A 21,368-nucleotide genomic window follows, 5' to 3' on the forward strand; every position below is an offset into this window, starting at 1 on the left:
ATGCGTGTTTCGTCCCACCGGTGAGCGGGAGGAGTCGGCCATGCGTCGACGGGTCCGGGGATTAGCAATTGTCATCGTCTCGTTCGCGTTCCTGGTGCCGGCCGCATCGGCACGGGCAGCCGCCGACGAGAGGGCGGAACCACCGCCGCTGGAGCGGCTCTTCGACAGCACGGCGGTCAGCGACGACGCCCGCCCGGACCTGGCGGACTTCGACGGCTCCGGCGCCTCCCTGTCGGCGCAGGACCTGACGGCCGCGGGCTGGACGCCGGGCCGCGCGCTCACCGTGCAGGGCGCCCGGTTGGCATGGCCGCGTCGGCAGCCGGGCGAACCGGACAACGTACGGGCCGCCGGGCAGACCGTGCGCGTCGGCGGGCGCGGTGACGCACTCGCCTTCCTGGTGGCGGGCACGGGCGGGGCCGAGGTGAGCGGCAAGGGCTCGGTCTCGTACCTGAACGGCACCCGCTCCCCGTACCGGCTGACCGCCCCCGACTGGCGCACCGGTCCGCTCGCCACGAAGGCGGTGGCACTGCCGCACATCAACACACCCGGCGGCCAACTCGCCCAGCAGGCGCGGCTGTACGTCGTGACGGTGCCGTTGGTGCCGGGGCGCCAGGTCGCCTCGGTGCGGTTGCCGCGTGCTGCCGGTCTGCATGTGTTCGCGCTGGCGGTGCGGCCGTCGGCCCGGGGCTGGACCGGCAGTTGGGCGGCGGCGAGCTCCGGTTACGCGGCCGTGGGGCCGTGGAGCGACCGGACGGTGCGACTGGTGGTGCACACGTCGGCGGGCGGGCCGCGGGTGCGGCTGCGGTTCGACAACACGTTCTCGGCGGCGCCGGTAAGGATCGGGAGCACGACGGTGGCCGTACAGGCGTCGGGGGCTTCGGCGCGGGACGTGCCGGTCGCGGTGTCCTTCCAGGGGGCCGCGGGCGTGGAGATCCCGGCCGGGGCGCAGGTGTTCAGCGATCCGCTCGCCTTCGCGGTGCCCGAGGACGCCAACCTGCTGGTGAGTTTCCATCTGCCGGGCACGGTGGCGGCGGCGCCGCTGCACCGGCTCGCGATGCAGCGGTCGTATGTGAGCGAGCCGGGCGACCACGCGGCGGACGGCTCCTCGGTGGCGTACACCAGGATCGTGACGAGCTGGCCGCTGCTGACCGGTGTGGACGTGGGCGGCGGGCCGGGGTCGGTGGTGGTGCTCGGGGACTCGATCACCGACGGGGACAGGTCCACGACGGACGCCAACCGGCGTTGGCCCAATGTGCTGGCCACACGTCTGCTGAAGCAGAGTGTGGTGCCGCGCTATGGGGTGCTCAACCAGGGAATCTCGGGCAACCGTGTGGTCAGCGACCGGTATCCCGGCGACGGGCCCTCCACGGACATGGCCGGGGTGAGCGCCCTGCACCGCCTGGACCGCGATGTCCTCGCCCAGACCTCGGCACGTACGGCGATCGTCTTCGAGGGCGTGAACGACGTGCGGTGGCAGGCCGCGGCAGGGCAGGTGATCGCGGGGCTGCGGGAGATCGCGGACCGCGGGCATGCGCGGGGGCTGCGGGTCCTGGCGGCCACGATCCTGCCCTGTGAGGGCGAGGCCCTGTGCACGGCCGCCGTCGACGCGGAGCGCTCCGCGGTGAACGCGTGGATCCGGGACTCCGGGGTGTTCGACGGCGTGCTCGACTTCGACGGCGTGGTGCGGGATCCCGCGCATCCCGCGCGGATGCTGGCCGCCTACGACAGCGGGGATCACCTGCATCCGGGAGATGCGGGGCTCACCGCTCTGGCCGAGTCGGTGGATCTGCGGGCTCTGGTGCCGTGACCGTCTGGGGGCGGCAGCCCAGACCCCCGCTTCGGCCTGAGCGGCCTCGTCCTCAAACGCCGGACGGGCTGAAAGGGTTGCCCTACACGTCGAGGTCGACGACCACCGGTGCGTGGTCCGACGCGCCCTTGCCCTTGCGCTCCTCGCGGTCCACGTAGGCGTCGGTGGCGGCCTTGGCGAAGGGCTCGTTGCCGTACACCAGGTCGATGCGCATGCCGCGGTTCTTGGGGAAGCCGAGCTGGCGGTAGTCCCAGTACGTGAAGGGGTGGTCGTACTTGAGGGGGCGCGGGACGACATCCGCGAGGCCGGTCTCGCGCAGGGACGCGAGGGCGGCGCGCTCGGCCGGGGTGACGTGGGTGAGGCCCTCGAAGGCGGCCACGTCGTAGACGTCGTCGTCCGTCGGGGCCACGTTGTAGTCGCCCAGAACCGCGAACGGGCGGCCGCCCGCCGCGTCGCCGGCGACGGCCGCCTTGAGGGCCTCGAACCACTGCAGCTTGTAGGCGTAGTGGGGGTGGTCGACCTCGCGTCCGTTGGGCACGTACACCGACCAGATGCGGACCGGGCCGCAGGTCGCCGAGATGGCGCGGGGCTCCTCGCCGCCGTCGTATCCGGGGTCGCCGGGCAGACCCTTGACCACTTCCTTCAGGCCGACGCGGGAGAGCACCGCCACGCCGTTCCACCTGCCCGTCGCGTTCACCGCCGCCTCGTAGCCCAGTTCGCGCAGCTGGTCGAACGGGAACTGCTCCTCGGCCAGCTTGGCCTCCTGGAGGCAGAGCACGTCCGTGCCGCTGCTCTCCAGCCAGGCCAGGAGCCTCGGCAGACGGGCGGTGATCGAGTTCACGTTCCAGGTCGCAATGCGCATGCCCGACAACCTACCGGGCGGGTCTGACAACGCGGTCCCGCCCGGTTCTCCCGAAGCCGGGCTCTCAGACCTCGGCCGACGAACCCGGCGCCAGCCGCAGGTGCTCCGCGCCGCCCAGGGCGCCGATCTGGCGGTCGTAGATCGGCCGGGCGAGGTCGGTGAGCAGGGCGTCGTGGATGTCGTAGGCGCGCTGCGGCTTGACCTCGCGGACGTACTCGATGACCTCGGAGATCTTGTTCCAGGGGGCCATGACCGGGAGCATCAGCGTCTCGACCTGGTGGTCGGGGACGGTGAGCGCGTCGCCGGGGTGGAAGACCTTGCCGCCATCCACGAGATAGCCGACGTTCGTGATGCGCGGGATGTCCGGGTGGATGACGGCGTGCAGCTCGCCGTGGACCTGGACGTCGAAGCCCGCGGCGGTGAACGTGTCGCCGTGGCCGACGGTGTGCACGCGCCCCGGGAAGGCGGCCGAGATCTGCTCCGCGACGGACTTCAGGGTCCAGATCTCGGCGGCCGGGTTGGCCTCCAGGGCCGCCCGCAGCCGGCCCTCGTCGAAGTGGTCGGCGTGCTCGTGCGTGACGAGAATCGCATCCGCGCCGATCGCGGCGTCCTCCTCGGTGAAACCGCCGGGGTCGAGGACGAGCGCGCGCCCGTCCTTCTCGAGGCGGACACAGGCGTGCGACTTCTTCGTGAGCTTCATGGCTCCCATCCTGCCGCGTCCCGCGGATGCTCGGGCGGCTGAGACTGGTGCTCTCGCTGCCCGGCTGACGATCACCCGGTGATCAGACGGTGATCACTCGGTGGGGGTCGTCTCCTCTCTTATGACCTGCTGGGCCACCTTGAACGCGCTGTTCGCCGCCGGTACGCCGCAATAGACGGCCGCCTGCAGCAGGACCTCCTTGATCTCGACGGGGGTGAGGCCGTTGCGCAGGGCGGCGCGGGTGTGGAAGGCCAGCTCGTCCAGGTGGCCGCCCGCGACCAGAGCGGTGAGGGTCACGCAGCTGCGCGCACGCCGGTCGAGACCGGGGCGGTCCCAGATCTCGCCCCACGCGTACCGGGTGATGAACTCCTGGAAGTCCCCGGAGAACTCGTCCGCCTGCGCCAGCGCCCGGTCGACGTGCGCGTCGCCGAGCACCTCGCGGCGCACCTTGATCCCGGCGTCGTAGGGGTCGGGCCGCCCGTTCGCCGGTGGGGGCACGACGACGGCCGGGGCGATCTCGGCGATCGGCGCCGGCAGCTGGGGCTGCGGGGATGCCGCGAGTACGGGCTTGATGGGCGCCGCGGGAATCGCGATCTGGCCGGTGGACGACTCGACGTAGCCGGGCTGCCAGGCGGTGGAGAAGTGCCGGACCAGCAGGTCGGTGACGGCGGCGGGCTGCTCGACCGGCACCAGGTGGGAGGCGCCGGGGACGACGGCGAGGCGGGCGTCGGGGATGCCGGCGACCAGGGTGCGGGCCGCGGCGGGGCCGGTGACCCGGTCGTCCGAGCCGACGAGGACGAGGGTCGGCACACCCACGCTGTCGAGCTCGGGCCGTACGTCGAACGTGGCCAGCGCTTCGCAGGCGGCGATGTAGCAGCCGGGGTCCGTGGTGCGCACCATCTGTACGGCCCAGTCGGTGATCGCGGGCTGCGCGGCGGCGAACCCGCCGGTGAACCAGCGGTCCGGGGAGGTACGGGCGATGGGGTCGAGCCCGTTCGTCCGCACGATCACTCCGCGCTGCCGGAACTCGTCCGCCGTGCCGAAGCGGGGCGAGGCGGCGATCAGCGTGAGCGAGGCGACCCGCCCCGGGTGACGCAGCGCCAGCTCGAGACCGATCGCGCCGCCGAGCGCACAGCCCGCGTAGCCGAAGCGCTGTACGCCGAGCCCGTCGAGCGTGGCCAGCAGCCGGGAGGCGAGCTCGCCCACCGAGCCCATCGGGTACGCGGGCGCGCCGCCGTGCCCCGGCAGATCGAAGCGGAAGACGCGCCACTGCTTCGCCAGCTCGGGCACCTGGCGATCCCACATGTGCCACGTCGTGCCGAGCGAGGGACCGAGGATGAGGACCGGGGCGTCTTCCGGGCCGTCGAAGCGGTACTGGAGGGCAGGGGTCTTCGTGTCACTCACCGCTCCACGCTAACCGCCTTTTCTTGCCTCCCGTACGTGGGGCCCCACGTCCTTACACCTCACTCCCGCGGATCACCGGTGAACCCTCACACCACCTTCACCGGATGCGGCCCCCGCGATCCGCGTCGCGCGCGTGCGCGAGGTTCAGGGGCTGACGATCAGACGGAGCGCGCCATCGAACTCCGGCTGCGTACGGTGGCCGCCGTACCGCTCGTCCCACGTGCCGGAGGCGAGGTCGGCGGCGAGGGCCTCCATGGCGCGCTCCTCGACGCCGGGTTCGAGGAAGGTCCACGCGGACTGGGCCCGGCGTACGGCCGGGTCGAGGAAGGACTCCGGGCGGGCGTAGTACGCCTCGGTGAAGCCGTCCATGCAGTCGATGGGGACCCGCACCGGGTGCACCCGCGTGCCGGGGCCGAGGGCGTCGGTGATGGTGGCGACGGCCGGAAAGCGGGCGGCCTCCGCGGTGCGCAGTTCGGGGACGTAGTCCATCAGCCACAGCCGGTCCAGTTCGTCGCCGTCGAAGGTCAGCACGACAACCGGTCCGCGCGCGACGCGCCGCATCTCGCGCAGTCCGGCCACGGGGTCGGGCCACTGGTGCAGGGTCACCATCGCCATGGCGGCGTCCACCGCGTCGTCGTCGAAGGGCAGGTGCTGGGCGACGCCGTCGATGGCGGGGGCCAGGTGCGCCGGGCGCTGGGCGCGCATCGCCGGGGACGGCTCGACGGGCAGGACGTGCCGGTCGAGGGGTTCGTAACTGCCCGCGCCCGCACCGACGTTGACGACGGTCCGGGCGACGCCGAGCGCGTCGTGGACCAGGGCGGCGATTCGGGGGTCGGTGCGGCGGATGCGGCTGTAGGCGGTGCCGACCAGGTCGTAGTCCGTGTCGCCCATGACGTGAGACATGTGGTTCTCGGTCCTTTCGAGGTCTCGTGGGATGGCAGGTTCGTCTGTCGCGGGATGCCGGCTCATCCGCCGGCGCGGACCGCGCGGGTCAGGAAGTGGTGCCGGGCGTCCTCATAGCGGGTGAGGTCCCAGCCGGCCGCCCGCAGGGCGGGGCCCAGGTGCTCCTCGGCCATGGGGTCGTCCGGGTCGAGGGGGCGGCCGTGGCGGGCGGCGCGTTCGGCGCGGCCGGAGGGGTGGAACGCGTTTGAACACGCCGTCGCGGTGACGTGCCAGGGCGGCCAGTTCCGCGGAGCGGACTCCACCAGGCCGGGCGCGGTGGCCGCTTCCTCCGGGAATGCCTGGGCGAACGCCTCGACCGCCGGCTCGTCGACCTCCAGATGGAACTGCATGCCCCATGCCCAACCGCCGATCCGGAACGCCTGCACCGGGTGGCGGTCGCGGGACGCCAGCAGCGTCGCCCCGGCCGGCAGGTCCATCGTGTCGCTGTGCCAGTGCAGCACCCGCACCCGCTCGGGCACAGCGGCGAACAGCGGGTCGTCGTGCGCCGCCTCGTTCATCCGTACGTCGCGCCAGCCGATCTGCGCTCCGCCGCCGGGCCGCGCGGCACCACCCGCCGCGACCGCCGGCAACTGCGCGCCCAGACACACGCCCAGCACCGGCACTCCGGCCTCCAACGCGGCCCGCAACAGCACCAGTTCCGCCGTACGGCTCGGGAAGTCCTCGTAGGCGGCCATCGCACCGCCCATCACCACCAGGGCCACCAGGTCGTCCGCCGTGTCCGGCACCGGGTCGCCGGCCCAGGTACGGCAGACCCGCACCGGCAGACCGGCCGCCGCGAGCGCGGTACGGATGGCGTACGGCCCTTCGTGCGGTGCGTGCTCCACGATCTGGATCACGGGCCACCACCTCCCGCACGACCGTACCCGGACAGCAGTCGCGGACAAACGCAGATACGGGAGCAGGTGCTCTGGCCAGACTGTATTTGCGATCCCATTTCCTCGATCGCTACCGCAGATGCCGTCCCGTGGACGGGGCTGCGGGATTCCGGTGGCCGAGGACGCCGTTTCGCGGGCTTCTCCGATTTACCAGGGCCGAGCGAACTCGCAGGTGGCGGATGAGACGGGGTGCACAACCGGCGCTGCCAAACCGGCTAGCTTGTGGACGCATGGTCGACACAAGTCCGGCAATCCACCCTTTTCTCCCTCTTCTCTCTCTGTGAGGCGTCTCATCATGAGCCTGAGCATCCGCAACCAGCTTCCCGGCACCGTCACCGCTGTGACCCCTGGTGAGGTGATGGCGACCGTGAAGGTGCGCCTCGACAGCGGCCAGGACCTCACCGCGGCGATCACCCTGGAGGCGGTCAAGGACCTGGGGCTCGCCGAGGGCTCGGCCGTCCGCGCCATGGTGAAGTCCACCGAGGTCGCCCTCGCCACCGGCCCCGTGGCGGGGCTCTCGATCCGCAACCAGCTGCCCGGAACGGTCGGCGACGTCGCCACCGGCGGGGCGATGGCCACGGTCAAGGTCGCGGTCGACGGGGGCGAACTCACCGCGGCGATCACCAAGGACGCGGTCACCGACCTCGGTCTGTCGGCCGGTTCGACGGTCGTGGCACTGATCAAGTCGACCGAGGTGTCCCTCGCGACCAGGTGACTCCCGGCCACCCGGGTCACGCGTCGATCTCCCCTACGGCTACAAGAGCCCCCAGTGGCTGCGCGGCATCGAGTACATGACGGCCGACCGCCGCGGCTTCTGGGAGGAACGCGGCTACCACAACATCGCCGACCCTTGGCAGGAGCAGCGCTACTCCTACCAGGAAGAGGCAGACGACGGCCCGCACCTTCCCGCTGCCCAGTCCGCTGCGGGAAAAGCCGTTGCCCCTCCGATTGCGCTCCTGGACGATCTCGGACCGTGACGACAAGCACCGGTCGAGAACAGCCTGACCACGGTCAGAACCGCCCATCCACCCGCCCACTCGCTCTGATCACCGGGGTGGGCCGCACGGTCGGCCTCGGTGCGGGCATCGCCCGCCAGTTGGCGGCGTCCGGATGGGACATCGCCTTCACGTACTGGACTCCCTACGACGAGCGCATGGCCTGGGGCAGCGAGCCGGGAGCGACCGAGGCGATCACCGGCCTCCTCACCGAACGGGGTGCCGCCACCACGGCCGTCGAGGCGGACCTTGCCGACCCGGACACCCCGGCCCGTGTCTTCGACGAGGTCGAACGGGCGCTGGGCCCGGTCACCGCCTTGGTGATGTGCCACTGCGAATCGGTCGCCTCCGGACTGCTCGACACCACCGTCGAGAGCTTCGACCGGCACTTCGCGGTCAACAGCCGTGCCACCTGGCTGCTGATCCGCGAGTTCGGCCGGCGATTCGCCGCCACCCCGGGCAGCGGGCGGATCATCGGCCTCACCAGCGACCACACCGTCGGCAACCTCCCCTATGGCGCGAGCAAGGGCGCCCTCGACCGCATCACCCAGGCCGCCGCACACGAATTCGCTCACCTCGGCATCACCGCCAACGTCATCAACCCGGGGCCGGTGGACACAGGCTGGATGAACGACGAAGGGCGCACCTTCGTGCTCCGTCAGACCCCGCTCGACCGCCTCGGCACCCCACAGGACACCGCACACCTCGTCGACTTCCTCTGCTCACCACAGGGGCAGTGGATCAACGGCCAGCTGTTGATGAGCAACGGCGGATTCGCCTAGCCCGTCGAGGAGTTCGCGGAGATGAGGAGTTCGACGGGTTCGAGGAGTTCGAGAGATCAGTGGGCCGCGTTTCCCCGGCCTGGACGGCGGGGTGGTGGGTGGATGGATGTGGTCCGGCACGGCTCGGGGGAGCTTACGGGCGTAGTGCCTGACGTAGGGTCAGGCCGTGGCCGCGCAGCCGGCGCATCTCCCACCAGGACAGTGCGGTCACGGTGGCGGGGGCTCCCATGATGAAGAGTGCTCTGGCGAGCAGGGGGACCCCGGGGTAGGCGCCGGTGATCAGGTCGATCAGCGCCAGCTCCCACGACAGGACGATGGCGAGGCTCGGCGGCACCAGTTCGTGGATGTCCGCGGTGCGCAGGACGTGAACGAGTGCCAGGCCGATGCCGTAGAGGGCGAATCCGGCCGACCACAGACACATGAGCCCGAGGACGATCTTGCCGGGCAGTCCGATGAAGTCCCGAAATCCCTTCGTGACCGGGTCCGGCGCCATGGCCAGCGGGAAGGTGGCCATGGCACCCATCAGGGCCCCGATCGAACCCAGGGAGCGCAGGGCGCGGCGCAGATACAGGCGTCGCTGCTCACCTTGGGCGGCGACCACGAACGCGCCGACCACCACGGGGAACGTGCAGATGAGCACCAGGACGCTGATCCAGCTCTGGCTGAACCGGTCCGAGAGAGCACCCTTCACGTCCCCCTCGTCGCTGACCAGGCCGTACGTGACCGCGAGCCACACCCAGGCAGCGATGCCCAGCAGGGTCCGCCACAGCTGCAGCCGGCCGACGGAGGGGTCCTCGACGCGGCCCGGGCGCGAGGGGCGGAAGACCAGTTGGGCGGTGTACAGCGGATTGCGGACGCAGCGCAGGATTCTCTGGCGTCGTGTCGGTTCCGGGGCGGGCGGCACGGGCGGAATGCCCGGCGGCGGCCACCCGCCGTGCGGGTGCGGGTGCGGCGGGTGGGGGCCCCAGCCCGGTGGCGGCTGCGGCGGATAGGGGCCGACCTGCGGCGGAACGGGTGGAGGGGGATAGGGGCCCGTCGGTCCAGGTCCCGGCGGCCATCCGTTCGGGCCGAATTGCGGGGCTCCGTTGCCATTTCCGCCGTATGCGTTCACGCCATGCCCCCGTGGTTTCTGTGCGGTTGAGCGCGGCGGAGCCTACCCGAGTCAGGCGGCGGAGATGCATCGGACGTGGCCCGGAGCAGCTCATTGCCGGTCAGAAGTCGCTCGGTGTGCCCAGGCCCGTGAGGGCGCCGACCGGGTCCAGGTCGGGGGTGCCGCGGGGCCACCAGTCGTCATCGCCCGGTTCCGACTCGTACGCGTACCACAAGCCGTCCCGGCCGAGGCGGAGTTGGACGTGGCCGCGGGGGTGAGTGAGGTGGTTGCGCGAGGGGCGGAAGGCCGGGAGGTCGGCGGCCAGGAGGAGGGGGCGGGCGCGGTCGAAGCGGCCGGCCGGCGGGTCCCAGGGTTCCTCGAGGACGGCGAGCCCTTCGAGGCCGCCCTGCCGCCAGGCGGCGACCGAGCGGGCCAGCTCGGCGGAGCTGCGGCCGGCGGCGGAGGCGAGCGAGGCGTAGAGCGCGCGGGTGCCGGCGGTGAGGCCGGAGCCGGGGCGGGCGGCGGCGAGCCGGACCGCGTCCTGCCACAGCGTCAGCTCCGCCACCGGGTCGTGGCCGGTGCCGAGCAGGGCGTGGGCGCGCGCGGCGGCATCGGTCGCCAACTGGTCCAGCGCGAAGGGGTCGGGGCCGCCCGGGGCCGCCGGGTAGACCGGGGGCTGCTCGGGGTGCGCGGGCACGGGCAACGGCACCGGGAGCGGCGGGAGTCGGCGGGGCGCGAGGGCTTCGGTGGCGCGCACGCCGGGAAGCGGCGCCGGTTCCTGCTCCTGGGCGGCTCGGGCCGCGCGGGCGGCGCTCAGCCGGGAGAGCGCGTCGAGCAACTCGCGTTCCCCGCGGCCGCGCAGCAGGAGCAGCACGAAGGGGTCGGCGTCGAGCAGGCGTGCCGTCTGGTAGCAGAGGGCGGCGGCGTGTTTGCAGGGATGACCGCGGTCGGGGCAGCTGCAGTGCGGGTCGAGGTCGCGGGGCCCCGGCAGCAACGGCACTCCGCAGTCGGCGAGCGACTGGGGCAGCTCCTTGTCGAGGAGCGCGGCGATGTGTCCCGGCCGCTCGGCGGCGGCGTCCAGGAACCGCGCCCAGTCGGCGTCGTCCAGCGTGCTCAACCGCACCTGCACGCGATACGGGCGAGGGCGGCTGCCCTGCACGTACGCGAGCACGAGTCCGGGTGTCACCGTGATGGCGTCCACGTTGCCCTGCTCGGCGTAACTCCGCCCACGCGCCAGCCGCTTGGCGTCCAGCGCCCCTTCTTCCAACGCCGTGACCCACGCGTTGCCCCACCACGTCTCCGCGAAGCGGGCATCGGCCGGGGAGAGCGAGGCACGGGACGGGAACGCGGGGAAGGTGCGCCGCAATTCGCCGTCGCGGGCGGGGGCGGCCATCGAGTGGGGGCGGAGGGCGGCTGGGCTGGTCGCGGGGTCGATGCCGGGTAGGGCCGGGGAGTTGGAGGTTGGGGAGTGGAGGGCCGGGGAGTTGGGGGCTGGGGAGTTGAGGGCTGCGGCCTTGGACGCTGGGAGGTTGGGTGCGGAGCGTGCGGTGCCGAGGTTGTGCGCTTGGGCAAGAGGCTGCGTAGGGCCTGCCTGCTCCGGACCTTCGCTCGACGTGGACGTCCGGGAACTGGAACCCGAACTCCCCCTCCGCGCACTCTCGTTGTCGTCGTGCGCCTCTCCCGGCTCGTCCGTCGAGGAAGGCATACGGAAGGCGTAGCCAAGCAACTCCCGCAGGTCACGCGCCTGGACGCCGGCAGCACGGCGGGGCGCACCGTCGCGCGCCCTGTCGGCCGCCGGTGCCGGACGCCGCGGCCGCCGCCCGGCCTCGGCTCCCGCGCGCTCTGCGTCCATCCGAGCCTGACGCGATTCCGCTCGCGCGGCACGCAGCGCCTCGCGCGCGACATCAGCGGGCCGCCCACCCGCAGGGCCGGCATCTCCACCCCGGGTCTCCACCTCTGGCCCCGGCATCGTCCCCCTCGCCTCCGGCGCGACGTCCGGCAGCGCGGAAGCAGAACTCGTCGTCTCACCGAGCCGGTTCGACGCGGTGGGCCTCACTGCCTCCCCCGACGAGGCCGGCGTGGCGAGCTCCCGATCCTCACTCTGCCTGTCCGGCGGGGCAGCCCTCCGTGCCTCGCCGGGCCGTTCCACCTCCGCCGCCACGCCGACGGCGGTGTCGGATGTACCCCCGGGCGACGTGTCGCCCGCCGCGTCGCCCGGCGCAAAACCGGAGTCCACGGCGTCCGCGCTCCGACCCGCAGCACCTCCACCTCCACCTCCGCGTCCACCTGCACCAGCACCACGCCGGGACGAGCCTGCCGCCCGACCGGGCTCGTCCACGCAGGCCTCCCCGCCGGACGTCACATCCGATGGGCCCCCACCCAAGCCTCCCGACGGCGAACCAGACGCCACGATGTCCGCAGTCCGAACCGCGACACCTTCATCCACTCCACGCCGACCGGAGCCTGCCCCCTGACCGGGCTCGTCCACCCCGGCTTCCGCGCTCGACGTCACGCCCGATGCGCCCTCACCCGAGCCTCCCGACACCGAACCAGACGCCACCGTCTCCGCAGTCCGTGACGGATCACTTCCCTCCACGCCACGCCGGCCGGAGCCTGCCGCCCGAGCAGACTCGTCCCCGTCGGCTACCCCACTGAGCGAAGTAACCGGAACCTCCCCGACTGCCCCTTCCGACCCCGAAGACTCCGAAGGCCTCGAAGACCCCGGCAACCCCCAACTCCCGGACACGGGACCGGAGGACACCGCCTCCGTCCCCCGGCCCGAAGCGCTCGCGCCACGCCTGGCCGCGATCGCCTGACGCAGCGCCGCGCGGGCGGCGTCAGCGGGTCGCGCCTCGGCGCCTTGGGGTACGCCGGGTTCCTCGGCGGCCTGCTCCCGCTCGGGCGGCCTCTCCGCCACCGGCTCCTCAGCCACCTGCCGCCCCGGCGTCAGCTCTTGCCCCACCCCCTCATCCGGCGCCGACTCATCCCTCGCAGCCCTCCCGCGCGCCGAGTCCTGCCCCGCAGTCCTCCCCCGCGGGAACCCCCCGCTCCCGGGCATCTCAGCTCCGCGTTCCTCCCGCTCCCGCGCCTCCCGCAGTGCCCGGCGGGCCTCGTCGGCGGGGCCCGGGGTCATGTCGGCCTCCGGAGGGACACCAGGTCGGAGAGGTCGCGGTCGGTCAGTTCCGTGAGGGCCGACTCGCCGGAGCCGAGGATGGCGTCGGCCAGGGCGCGCTTGGACTCCAGCATTTCGGCGATGCGGTCCTCGACCGTGCCCTCGGTGATGAGGCGGTGGACCTGGACCGGCTGGGTCTGGCCGATGCGGTAGGCACGGTCGGTGGCCTGTTCCTCGACGGCCGGGTTCCACCAGCGGTCGAAGTGGATGACGTGGCCCGCGCGCGTGAGGTTCAGGCCGGTGCCGGCCGCCTTGAGCGACAGCACCAGGATCGGGGTCGAACCGCTCTGGAAGCGGTCCACCATGCGTTCGCGCTCCGGTACCGGTGTGCCGCCGTGCAGGAACTCCACCGGGACCGCGCGGGCGGCCAGGTGGGCGGTGATCAGGCGGGCCATCCCGACGTACTGCGTGAAGACGATCGCCGAGCCGTCCTCCGCCAGCAGCGTGTCCAACAGCTCGTCCAGGAGGGCGAGTTTGCCGGAACGGGCCAGGAGCCGTTCCCCCTGGGCCGCCTCCTCCTTGAGATACAGCGCGGGGTGGTTGCAGATCTGCTTCAGCGCGCCGAGGAGCTTGAGCACCAGGCCCCGGCGGGCGATGCCCTCGGAGGTCTCGATGGTCAGCATGGACTCCCGCACCACCGCCTCGTACAGCGCCGCCTGTTCGCGGGTGAGCGGTACCGGGTGGTCCGTCTCCGTCTTGGGCGGCAGTTCGGGGACGATGCCGGGGTCGGACTTCTTGCGGCGCAGGAGGAAGGGACGGACCAGGCGGGCCAGGCGGGTCACCGCCTCCTCGTCCTCGCCGTTCTCCACCGCGCGCGCGTGCCGGGCGCGGAAGGACTTGAGGGGGCCGAGGAGTCCCGGTGTCGTCCAGTCCAGGAGGGCCCAGAGTTCGGAGAGGTTGTTCTCCACCGGGGTGCCGGTGAGGGCCACGCGCGCGGGGGACGGGATCGTGCGCAGGGCCTTCGCCGTCGCCGAGTACGGGTTCTTGACGTGCTGCGCCTCGTCCGCGACGACCATGCCCCACCGCTGGTCGGCCAGTCGCGGTGCCGTCGTCCGCATCGTGCCGTACGTCGTCAGGACGAAGCCGCCGGTCAGATCGTCCAGAGAGCGCTCCGGACCGTGGAAACGGCGGACCGGGACGCCGGGCGCGAACCGGTTGATCTCCCGCTGCCAGTTGCCGAGCAGGGAGGCCGGACAGACGACCAGGGTGGGTTCGCTGCGGGCGCGCTTGAGGTGCAGCGCGATGACGGTGATCGTCTTGCCGAGCCCCATGTCGTCGGCGAGGCAGCCGCCCAGGCCGAGGGAGGTCATGAGGTCCAGCCAGGCCAGGCCCCGGAGTTGATAGTCGCGGAGGGTGGCCCGGAGGGCCGCCGGAGGCTCGGCGGGGCGGACCCCCGTCGTGAGGCGGTCGCGCAGGGCGGCCAGGGCGCCGACCGGCACCGCCTCGACCGTCTCGCCGTCCACCTCCGCGCTGCCGCTGAGCGCGACGGAGAGCGCGTCGACCGGGTCCAGCAGGCCCAGTTCGCGCTTGCGGGCCTTGCGGACCAACGCGGGGTCGACGAGCACCCAGCGATCCCGCAGCCGCACGACCGGGCGGTGGGCCTCGGCGAGTGCGTCCATCTCGGCCTCGCTGAGCGGGTCGCCGCCGAGCGCCAACTGCCAGCGGAACTGGAGGAGTTCCTCGCTCTCGAAGAAGCCCGTGCCGTCGGTCGCCGAGCCCGGCGCGGACCGGACCACCGCCGCTGCGCTGAGGTCCTGGGCCAGGTCCCGGGGCCAGTGCACGGCGACCCCGGCGGCCGCGAGCCGCGTCGCCGCCACCCCGAGCAGATCGCCCAACTCCTCGTCGTACAGGGCCAGGACGTCGGGCACGTCCTGCTCGGAGAGCCGGTCGAGCGGCGGCCAGATCCGGGCCGCGCGCCGCACGGCGAGGGCAGCGTCCACGCGTGCGCGTGGGCCGAACGCCGCGTCCGCCTCGCCCGCCCACAGGGCCGCCGCGTCGGCGATCACCGTGGGATCAGCGAGGCTGTGCACCTGGACGATCGCGGCGCCCGCGGTGCGCACTCCCTCGTCCCGGTCGAACAGCTCGTACGCCGACAGGTCGAGGCGGAGCGAGATGCGCACGCCCGCGTCCATGCCGGCGGCGACCTCGGCGGCCCAGTCCTGGGCGTCGGGCAGGCGCTGCGGGCGGCGGTCGGCGAACGGCTTCCCGGAGGCGTGCGGCGCGGCCGGGGTGCGGGGCAGGGTGTCCGCGACCGCGTCCAGGAAGGCGCGCATCAGCGCCTCCGGCTCGGGCAGCCGGAGCGGGCCCGGTCCGGGCAGCGGGACCGCATGGCCCTCGTACGGCAGGGCCGCGGCGACCGCGCGGATGTGCGCGATGTCGTCCGGGTCCAGGGGGCCGGCCCGCCAGGCGTCGTGGCCGGTGGCCGTCAGGCCGGGCAGCAGGCGTCCCCGCGCGGTGAGCCGCAGCGCGTGCAGAGCGGCCGCGCCCCAGCAGGCGGTGGCGGGGTGGGCGGCCGGGTCGCGCCGGGCGCGGACGAGGAGGGGCAGGGCATCGCCGACCGGGAGGGACAGCGCGGGGGCGGTCTTCCGCCGCACGCCCGCACCATGTCGTCGTACGACTGTGAGCTCGGTGTCCCCAGTGGGCAGCGGGCCGTCCTCCGGGTCCCAGAAGGCGATCCGGCCGTCCCGCGGCACAGGAGCGGGCAGGAAGACGGCCGCGAGCCGGACGGGCACGGACTCCCCCGCGCCCGGCTCCCGCTCCCCCGCTCGCCCGGCCACCGCAGCCTTGTCACTCATACGAACTGTCACCTCCCGCCCGTGTGTCGGATCAGACGTCTTCGACTCTACGGGCGGGGTCTGACAATCGGCCCCGGCGACGGCTCCGGGGCCCGCCCCGTCACGGCACCGTGCGGGAGACGACGTAGAAGAACGGGTTCTTCGGGTCGGACATGTTCACGACGATGTCCTGCGTCGGCTTCGGGTTCTTCTGCTTGTGGACGAGGCCGTACCAGGGACCGGGCCGGGTGAACTTCCAGCCGGTGATCTTCTGGTCGCGGGCGCTGATGGTGATGTCGCCGCGCTTCAGGTCGGACCGGTTGACGCCCATGTCCTTGAGGAAGACGTCCAGGTTGGCCTTCGGCGTCTGGAACTGGACGTAGAGACGGCTGGTCTTCCAGTTGTTCGTCTCGTAGTACGCGACCTTGCCCGACGGGTGCGGCATGGGCACCTGGTAGAGGCGGCGCTGCACCTTCGACGGCCAGCCCTTGGTGAGGCCGGTGGCCGCCCACTTGTCCTCCTTGTCCTTGCCGCTGTTGCGGCTCTGGTTGGCGGAGATCACCAGATAGCCGGCCGGGACGCCGATGAGCAGCCCGATGATGAGCAGGGTGAGCGCCCTGCGGCGGATCTTGTGACGGCGGTCCTCGGTCGGCCCGGCCGGCTCGTCCGGGGGCGCGGCCTGGCGTGGCAGTGAAGCGGTCATGCAGTGTCCTGGGTGGAGCGGCGGGTCTGTGCGTACCGCTCGTAGCGCTCGTAGCGCTCGACCCGGCGGCGCTTGGCGCGGCGGAAGCGGCGGGCGACCAGGCGGGCGAGGTCGGCGGCGCCCACCATACCGGCCTCGGGGCCGAGCTGGGCGCGGGCGATGCGGGCCTCGGGGCGGTAGCCGCGGCCGGTGAGCTGGCGCTTGAAGGCGTCCCGCGCGGGGCCGATCAGCAGGTCGTCGGCGGCCGAGACGCCACCGCCGATCACGAAGCAGGACGGATCCAGGGCCGCCGCCAGGTTCGCGATGCCGACGCCGAGCCACTGGCCGATGTCCTGCAGCAGCTCGATGCACATCGCGTCGCCCTCGCGGGCCAGCTCGGTGATCATCGGCCCGGTGATGTCGTCGATGTTGCCCTTGACGTGCTCGATGATCCCGTACGCCACCGGGGAGTCGGCGGCGGCCAGTTCCTTGGCCTCGCGGACCAGCGCGTTGCCGGAGCTGTACTGCTCCCAGCAGCCGCGGTTGCCGCACGGGCAGCGGTGACCTGCGGGCACGACCTGCATATGGCCGAACTCGCCCGCGACGCCGTACTTGCCCCGCTTGACCTGGCCGTCCTCCAGGATCGCGCCGCCGATGCCGGTGCCCAGCGTGATCATGACCAGGTGGTCCTCGCCGCGGCCCGCGCCGAAGCGCCACTCCGCCCAGGCGGCGGTGTTGGCGTCGTTGTCGACCAGTACGGGCACGGAGAGCCGCCCCGAGAGGCGGTCTCGCAGGGGCTCGTTGCGCCAGGACAGGTGGGGTGCGAACAGGACGCGGTTGCGGTCCGCGTCGACCCAGCCGGCCGCGCCGATGCCCACCGCGTGCACGTCGTGCCGGTCGGAGAGGTCCAGGACCAGTTCGACGATGGTGTCCTCGACGACCTTGGGGCTCTTGGACTTGTCCGGGGTCTCCGCGCGGAGCTTCTCCAGGATGTTGCCGTCGGCGTCGACGACGCCCGCCATCACCTTCGTGCCGCCGATGTCGATCCCGACCGTGGGCACACGGGGTGCGGTCAGGTGCGAGCGGCGCTCCCGGGTGCCGACGGTACGGAGCGCGGGGGCGCGCCTGGAGCCTATGGGGGCGCTGAAGTTGCCGTAGGTGCTCATCAATGCCCGATTCTGCCTCACCGTGACTCACGGTGCCGTGCGGGGGAGTAAAGGCGGGTCCGCGGATCGTCGAACACAGGAATCAGTGGAAGGACTCGGTGCCATTGTCCTGACATTGCGACGAATCGGACCCCCGCGAATGTCGCTTTCAGGACCGTAGGGGCGCGGCGCTCATGACCGTACGAGCAGCTGGAACTCGAAGGAGTAGCGCGACGGCCGGTAGGTGTGGCTGCCGTACTCGACCGCGCGGCCGGTGTCGTCGAAGGTGACGCGTTGCATGGTGAGCAGCGGGGCGCCCTCGGGCTCGGCGAGCCGTTCCCCCTCGGCCGCGGTGGCACCGCGGGCGCCGATCGTCTGGCGGGCGCTGTGCAGCGTGATCCCGACGGCGCGCATCATGCGGTACAGGCCGGTGGCCTCCAGCTGCGCGGTGTCCAGGTCGAGCAGGCCGGGCGGGATGAAGTTGCACAGGTACGCCATCGGCTCGCCGTGCGCGAGCCGCAGCCGCTCCACCCGGTGCACGTCGCTGTCCTCGGCGACGTTGAGGGCGGCGGCGACCTCGGCGGTCGCCGGGACCAGGGTGTTGACCAGCACCTTCGTCGCGGGGCGCTGACCGGCCGCCTCCAGGTCGTCGTAGAGGCTGGAGAGCTCGAGCGGGCGTTTGACCTGGCTGTGCACCACCTGCGTGCCGACTCCGCGGCGGCGCACCAGGAGGCCCTTGTCGACGAGCGACTGGATGGCCTGGCGGACGGTGGGCCGGGACAGGCCGAGCCGTGCGGCCAGTTCGATCTCATTGCCCAGCAGGCTGCCGGGCGTGAGCGCGCCATGCTCGATCGCCGCCTCGAGCTGCTGCGACAGCTGGAAGTACAACGGCACCGGAGAGCTCCGGTCCACACTGAGCTCGAGCGACACGGTCGGGTCCACTTCTGGTTTCGGCACGGGCCGAGCGTAGCTCCGTGAGTTGTTGACGGGAAGTCGTGTAGTTCGATTGTCCGGACATATGCATTGACAGCGTACGCACTGAACCCGCACTTTGTTTCCATGCGCATCGGGGTCATCGGTACAGGCCGCATCGGCACCATTCATGCGAACACGCTCAGCCGCAATCGTGAGGTGGGTTCGCTGATCCTCACCGATGCGGACCCGACGCGGGCCCAGGAGCTCGCCCACCGCCTCGGAGAAACAGCGGCTCCGGGGGTGGACGAGATCTTCAAATGGGGCGTGGACGGCGTGGTGATCACCACGGCGACGGCGGCCCACGCCGAACTGATCGGTCGGGCAGCGCGCTCCGGACTCCCGGTGTTCTGCGAGAAGCCCATCGCGCTCGACCTGCCCGGCACGCTGCAGGCCATCGCCGAGGTCGAGGCGGCCGGGACGATCCTGCAGATGGGGTTCCAGCGGCGCTTCGACGCGGGCTACACGGGCGCGCGGGACGCGGTGCTCTCGGGCCGGCTGGGGCGGCTGCACACCGTACGGGCGCTGACGTCCGACCAGGCGCCTCCCGCGCCCGGGTGGCTGCCGCTGTCCGGCGGGCTGTACCGGGACACGCTGATCCACGACTTCGACGTCCTGCGCTGGGTGACGGGGCACGAGGTCGTCGACGTGTACGCGGCCGGGTCCGACGCGGGGCCCTCGATGTTCCGCGAGGCGGGCGACGTCGACACGGGAGCCGTGCTGCTCACGCTCGACGACGGCACCCTCGCCACGGTCACGGCGACGCGGCTCAACGGCGCCGGCTACGACGTCCGCATGGAGCTGGCCGGGGAGCGCGACCAGGTCGTGGTCGGCCTGGACGACCGTACGCCGATCGCGTCCACGGAGCCGACCGGGCCGCCGGCCGCGGACAAGCCGTGGACCGGCTTCCTGGAGCGCTTCGGGCCCGCCTACGAGGCCGAACTGTCCGCGTTCGTCGAGGTGGTGCTCGGTCAGCGGGCCAATCCGTGCGACGGTCGCGAGGCCCTGCAGGCACTGCGGATCGCCGAGGCCTGCGAGGTGTCCCGACGCAATCGCAGACCGGTCGCGCTCGCGGAGATCCCGGGCGGGGTGGAGTCGGCGTTCAGGTAGGACCGCCGTACGGCCCCCGCTCGGCCAGGACACGGTCGTACAGCCACAACCGTCGTACGGACAGCCGGACTTACCAGCGCACCGGCAGGGTGCGCACTCCGCGCATCAGCATGCCGGGAAGCCAGTCGCCGGGCGGGCCGTCGAGGGTCAGGCCGGGGGCGCGCTCCAGCAGGGTGCGTATCGCCGTGCGGGCTTCGAGGCGGGCCAAGGGGGCGCCCAGGCAGTAGTGGATGCCGTGCCCGAAGGCCAGGTGGCTGCGGGTGTCGCGGCGGATGTCGAAGTGGTCGGGGGCGGGATAGCGCAGTCCGTCGCGGTCGGCGGCGGTGAGGCCGATCATCACGAAGTCGCCCTTCTCGACCTGGGTGCCACCGATGTCGAGGGGTTCGACGGCGAACCGGAACGTGGCGTTCTCCACCGGTCCCTCGTAGCGCAGCGTCTCCTCGACCGCGCCGTCGACGAGGCTCATGTCGGCGCGCAGGGCGGCGAGTTGGTCCGGGTGGGTGAGCAGCGCGTGGACGGCGCCGCTGATGAGGTTGACCGTCGTCTCGTGCCCGGCGATGAGCAGGATGAAGGCCATGCCGCGCAGTTCGCCCGGGGAGAGCCGGTCGCCGTCCTCGGCGGTGGTGCGGATCAGGTCGCTGAGCAGGTCGTCGCTCGGTCCGGCGCACCGCTTGTCCTCGATCAGCTCGGTCAGGTACTCGGCGAGCCGCACGAACGCGGCGTGCTCGCTGTCCGCGCCGGTCGGCGCGACCGCCTCCGTCGACATCTTGCGGAACTCCGAGCGGTCCATCTCCGGTACGCCGAGCAGCTCGCAGATCACGGTGATCGGCAGTGGATACGCGAACGAGTCCACGAGGTCGGCGCGGCCGTGCGGCAGCATCGCGTCCAGCAGCTCGTCGGTGATCTCCTGGATCCTGGGCCGCAGTTCCTCCACGCGACGCATGGTGAAGGCCTTCGAGACCAGTGCGCGCAGACGCGTGTGCTGGGGCGGGTCGCTGCCCAGCAGATGCTTGCCGATCAGCCCCTCGTCGAGGAACGGCATGCCGATCCTGGCGGCGTCCTTGGCCAGCCGCGGATCGGCGAGCGCCGTGCGCGCCTCCTCGTACCCGACGACGAGCCAGGTCTCGTGGTGCTCGTCGGGCGCGGGCAGCCGGACCCGGTGCACCGGTCCGCGCTCGCGCAGCCGCGCGTAGACGGGATGCGGGTCCATGCGGAACCCGTCGCCGAACTCCCCCAGGTCGATCACTTCCGCCATGCGCTCCCCGTCCCGCCCCGTCCCCCGTCCGGATTTCTCCCGGTGCATCGACAACGCACGGCGGGCGTCGCTAGTGCCCGTCCCCGTCCGGTTCCTCCAGAAGTCCCGCGTCGTACGCCAACAGGGCGACCTGCACACGGTTGTTGAGGTCGAGCTTGGCCAGGGTGCGGGACACGTGGGTCTTGACGGTGGCGACGCTCATGAACAGCGTGGCGGCGATCTCGGCGTTGGAGAGGCCGCGGCCGACCGCGACGGCGACCTCGCGTTCGCGGTCGTTGAGGGCGGCGATGCGCACGCGCGCGTGCGTGCGCCGCGTGTCGGCGCCGGAGCCGACGGCGTGCTCCATCAACTGCCGTGTGACGGTGGGCGACAGCACGGGGTCGCCGACCGCGACCCGGCGCACGGCGTCGACGATCTCGGCGGGCGGGGTGTCCTTGAGGACGAATCCGGCGGCACCCGCGCGCAGGGCGCGCAGCACCTGTTCGTCGGCGTGGAAGGTGGTGAGGACCACGACCTGCGGGGCGTCCTTGCGGGCCCGCAGCAGCTCCGTGGCCGTGAGGCCGTCCACCGACGGCATCCTGATGTCCATGAGGACCACGTCCGGGCGGGTGCGGTCGACGAGTGCCTCGACCTCGGTGCCGTCGGCGGCCTCACCGACGATCTCGATGTCGTCGGCGCCGCCCATCATCAGGGACAGCCCTGCCCGAACCAGGGGGTCGTCGTCGACGAGGAGCAGTCTGATCGCAGTCATGGGCCTTACGTAATCACGGTGGGCAGGTG

Annotated in this window: 17 protein-coding genes and 1 pseudogene; 5 read left to right on the forward strand and 13 right to left on the reverse strand. The window is 72.4% G+C overall.

What is annotated here, in order from left to right; translation table 11 throughout:
• Positions 1–40 precede the first annotated feature (40 nt).
• A complete protein-coding gene (locus OG303_RS12305; RefSeq protein ID WP_405867785.1) occupies positions 41–1,807 on the forward strand; it encodes a GDSL-type esterase/lipase family protein in 1,767 nt (588 codons plus the stop codon).
• An 82-nt stretch (positions 1,808–1,889) separates the two neighbouring features.
• On the opposite strand, the gene OG303_RS12310 is transcribed toward OG303_RS12305, so the two are convergent.
• The 5 genes from OG303_RS12310 to OG303_RS12330 all read right to left on the reverse strand — a co-directional run bounded on the left by OG303_RS12310 (position 1,890) and on the right by OG303_RS12330 (position 6,572).
• Positions 1,890–2,669, reverse strand: coding sequence for an exodeoxyribonuclease III (locus tag OG303_RS12310; RefSeq protein WP_405867787.1), 780 nt, complete (start codon positions 2,667–2,669; stop codon positions 1,890–1,892).
• 64 nt (positions 2,670–2,733) lie between these two features.
• Positions 2,734–3,369, reverse strand: a complete 636-nt coding sequence (locus tag OG303_RS12315; RefSeq protein WP_405867789.1) for an MBL fold metallo-hydrolase — start codon at positions 3,367–3,369, stop codon at positions 2,734–2,736.
• Between the two features lie 93 nt (positions 3,370–3,462).
• On the reverse strand, positions 3,463–4,773 hold the full coding sequence (gene pcaC, locus OG303_RS12320; protein WP_405867791.1) for a 4-carboxymuconolactone decarboxylase: 1,311 nt from the start codon (positions 4,771–4,773) through the stop codon (positions 3,463–3,465).
• Positions 4,774–4,917: 144 nt separating this feature from the next.
• Positions 4,918–5,676, reverse strand: a complete 759-nt coding sequence (locus OG303_RS12325) for a class I SAM-dependent methyltransferase (RefSeq protein ID WP_405867793.1) — start codon at positions 5,674–5,676, stop codon at positions 4,918–4,920.
• A gap of 62 nt (positions 5,677–5,738) precedes the next feature.
• Positions 5,739–6,572, reverse strand: a complete 834-nt coding sequence (locus OG303_RS12330; protein WP_405867795.1) for a type 1 glutamine amidotransferase — start codon at positions 6,570–6,572, stop codon at positions 5,739–5,741.
• A 334-nt stretch (positions 6,573–6,906) separates the two neighbouring features.
• Between OG303_RS12330 and OG303_RS12335 the strand changes: the two genes are divergently transcribed.
• From OG303_RS12335 to OG303_RS12345, 3 genes and pseudogenes are all read left to right on the forward strand, one after another.
• Positions 6,907–7,326 carry a molybdopterin-binding protein gene (locus OG303_RS12335; RefSeq protein WP_405867797.1) on the forward strand — a complete coding sequence of 140 codons (420 nt, stop codon included), beginning with the start codon at positions 6,907–6,909 and terminating at the stop codon, positions 7,324–7,326.
• Between the two features lie 34 nt (positions 7,327–7,360).
• Positions 7,361–7,516, forward strand: a pseudogene (locus OG303_RS12340) (sulfite oxidase-like oxidoreductase); the annotation flags it as partial.
• Between the two features lie 68 nt (positions 7,517–7,584).
• The gene (locus OG303_RS12345) at positions 7,585–8,388 is read left to right on the forward strand and encodes an SDR family oxidoreductase (RefSeq protein ID WP_405867799.1); all 804 of its coding nucleotides are present in this window, start codon (positions 7,585–7,587) and stop codon (positions 8,386–8,388) included.
• Between the two features lie 133 nt (positions 8,389–8,521).
• Here OG303_RS12345 and OG303_RS12350 read toward each other — a convergent pair whose 3' ends face one another.
• The 6 genes from OG303_RS12350 to OG303_RS12375 form a co-directional block, all read right to left on the reverse strand.
• Positions 8,522–9,292, reverse strand: coding sequence for a hypothetical protein (locus tag OG303_RS12350; protein WP_405867801.1), 771 nt, complete (start codon positions 9,290–9,292; stop codon positions 8,522–8,524).
• Between the two features lie 307 nt (positions 9,293–9,599).
• Positions 9,600–11,627 carry an SWIM zinc finger family protein gene (locus tag OG303_RS12355; RefSeq protein ID WP_405877217.1) on the reverse strand — a complete coding sequence of 676 codons (2,028 nt, stop codon included), beginning with the start codon at positions 11,625–11,627 and terminating at the stop codon, positions 9,600–9,602.
• 980 nt (positions 11,628–12,607) lie between these two features.
• Positions 12,608–15,445 (reverse strand): SNF2-related protein, encoded by a 2,838-nt coding sequence (locus tag OG303_RS12360; RefSeq protein WP_405867803.1) that lies wholly within the window; start codon positions 15,443–15,445, stop codon positions 12,608–12,610.
• Between the two features lie 100 nt (positions 15,446–15,545).
• Positions 15,546–16,127, reverse strand: a complete 582-nt coding sequence (locus OG303_RS12365; protein ID WP_405867805.1) for a sugar kinase — start codon at positions 16,125–16,127, stop codon at positions 15,546–15,548.
• Entirely contained in the window at positions 16,124–17,272 is a 1,149-nt protein-coding gene (locus tag OG303_RS12370; RefSeq protein ID WP_405867807.1) for an ROK family glucokinase, read from the reverse strand. The genes OG303_RS12365 and OG303_RS12370 overlap by 4 nt, the downstream gene beginning before the upstream one ends.
• A 171-nt stretch (positions 17,273–17,443) precedes the next feature.
• On the reverse strand, positions 17,444–18,181 hold the full coding sequence (locus OG303_RS12375; protein WP_405877219.1) for a GntR family transcriptional regulator: 738 nt from the start codon (positions 18,179–18,181) through the stop codon (positions 17,444–17,446).
• A 129-nt stretch (positions 18,182–18,310) separates the two neighbouring features.
• On the opposite strand from OG303_RS12375, the gene OG303_RS12380 reads away from it, so the two are divergent.
• Positions 18,311–19,333 (forward strand): Gfo/Idh/MocA family oxidoreductase, encoded by a 1,023-nt coding sequence (locus OG303_RS12380; protein ID WP_405867809.1) that lies wholly within the window; start codon positions 18,311–18,313, stop codon positions 19,331–19,333.
• Positions 19,334–19,403: 70 nt separating this feature from the next.
• Here the strand turns inward: OG303_RS12380 and OG303_RS12385 are convergent, their stop codons facing one another.
• The gene (locus OG303_RS12385; RefSeq protein WP_405867811.1) at positions 19,404–20,588 is read right to left on the reverse strand and encodes a cytochrome P450; all 1,185 of its coding nucleotides are present in this window, start codon (positions 20,586–20,588) and stop codon (positions 19,404–19,406) included.
• Between the two features lie 70 nt (positions 20,589–20,658).
• A complete protein-coding gene (locus OG303_RS12390) occupies positions 20,659–21,339 on the reverse strand; it encodes a response regulator (RefSeq protein ID WP_405867813.1) in 681 nt (226 codons plus the stop codon).
• Positions 21,340–21,368: the final 29 nt, after the last annotated feature.

The sequence above is a fragment of the Streptomyces sp. NBC_00005 genome, from assembly GCF_045160215.1.
GTDB lineage: Bacteria > Actinomycetota > Actinomycetes > Streptomycetales > Streptomycetaceae > Streptomyces.

Bases quoted from the DNA above. Each gene is read 5' to 3' on its own strand.
- OG303_RS12335 (WP_405867797.1), top strand. From the start codon at position 6,907: ATGAGCCTGAGCATCCGCAACCAGCTTCCCGGCACCGTCACCGCTGTG.
- OG303_RS12305 (WP_405867785.1), top strand. From the start codon at position 41: ATGCGTCGACGGGTCCGGGGATTAGCAATTGTCATCGTCTCGTTCGCG.
- OG303_RS12380 (WP_405867809.1), top strand. From the start codon at position 18,311: ATGCGCATCGGGGTCATCGGTACAGGCCGCATCGGCACCATTCATGCG.
- OG303_RS12385 (WP_405867811.1), bottom strand. From the start codon at position 20,588: ATGGCGGAAGTGATCGACCTGGGGGAGTTCGGCGACGGGTTCCGCATG.
- OG303_RS12315 (WP_405867789.1), bottom strand. From the start codon at position 3,369: ATGAAGCTCACGAAGAAGTCGCACGCCTGTGTCCGCCTCGAGAAGGAC.
- OG303_RS12310 (WP_405867787.1), bottom strand. From the start codon at position 2,669: ATGCGCATTGCGACCTGGAACGTGAACTCGATCACCGCCCGTCTGCCG.
- OG303_RS12325 (WP_405867793.1), bottom strand. From the start codon at position 5,676: ATGTCTCACGTCATGGGCGACACGGACTACGACCTGGTCGGCACCGCC.
- OG303_RS12370 (WP_405867807.1), bottom strand. From the start codon at position 17,272: ATGAGCACCTACGGCAACTTCAGCGCCCCCATAGGCTCCAGGCGCGCC.
- OG303_RS12360 (WP_405867803.1), bottom strand. From the start codon at position 15,445: ATGAGTGACAAGGCTGCGGTGGCCGGGCGAGCGGGGGAGCGGGAGCCG.
- OG303_RS12390 (WP_405867813.1), bottom strand. From the start codon at position 21,339: ATGACTGCGATCAGACTGCTCCTCGTCGACGACGACCCCCTGGTTCGG.
- OG303_RS12365 (WP_405867805.1), bottom strand. From the start codon at position 16,127: ATGACCGCTTCACTGCCACGCCAGGCCGCGCCCCCGGACGAGCCGGCC.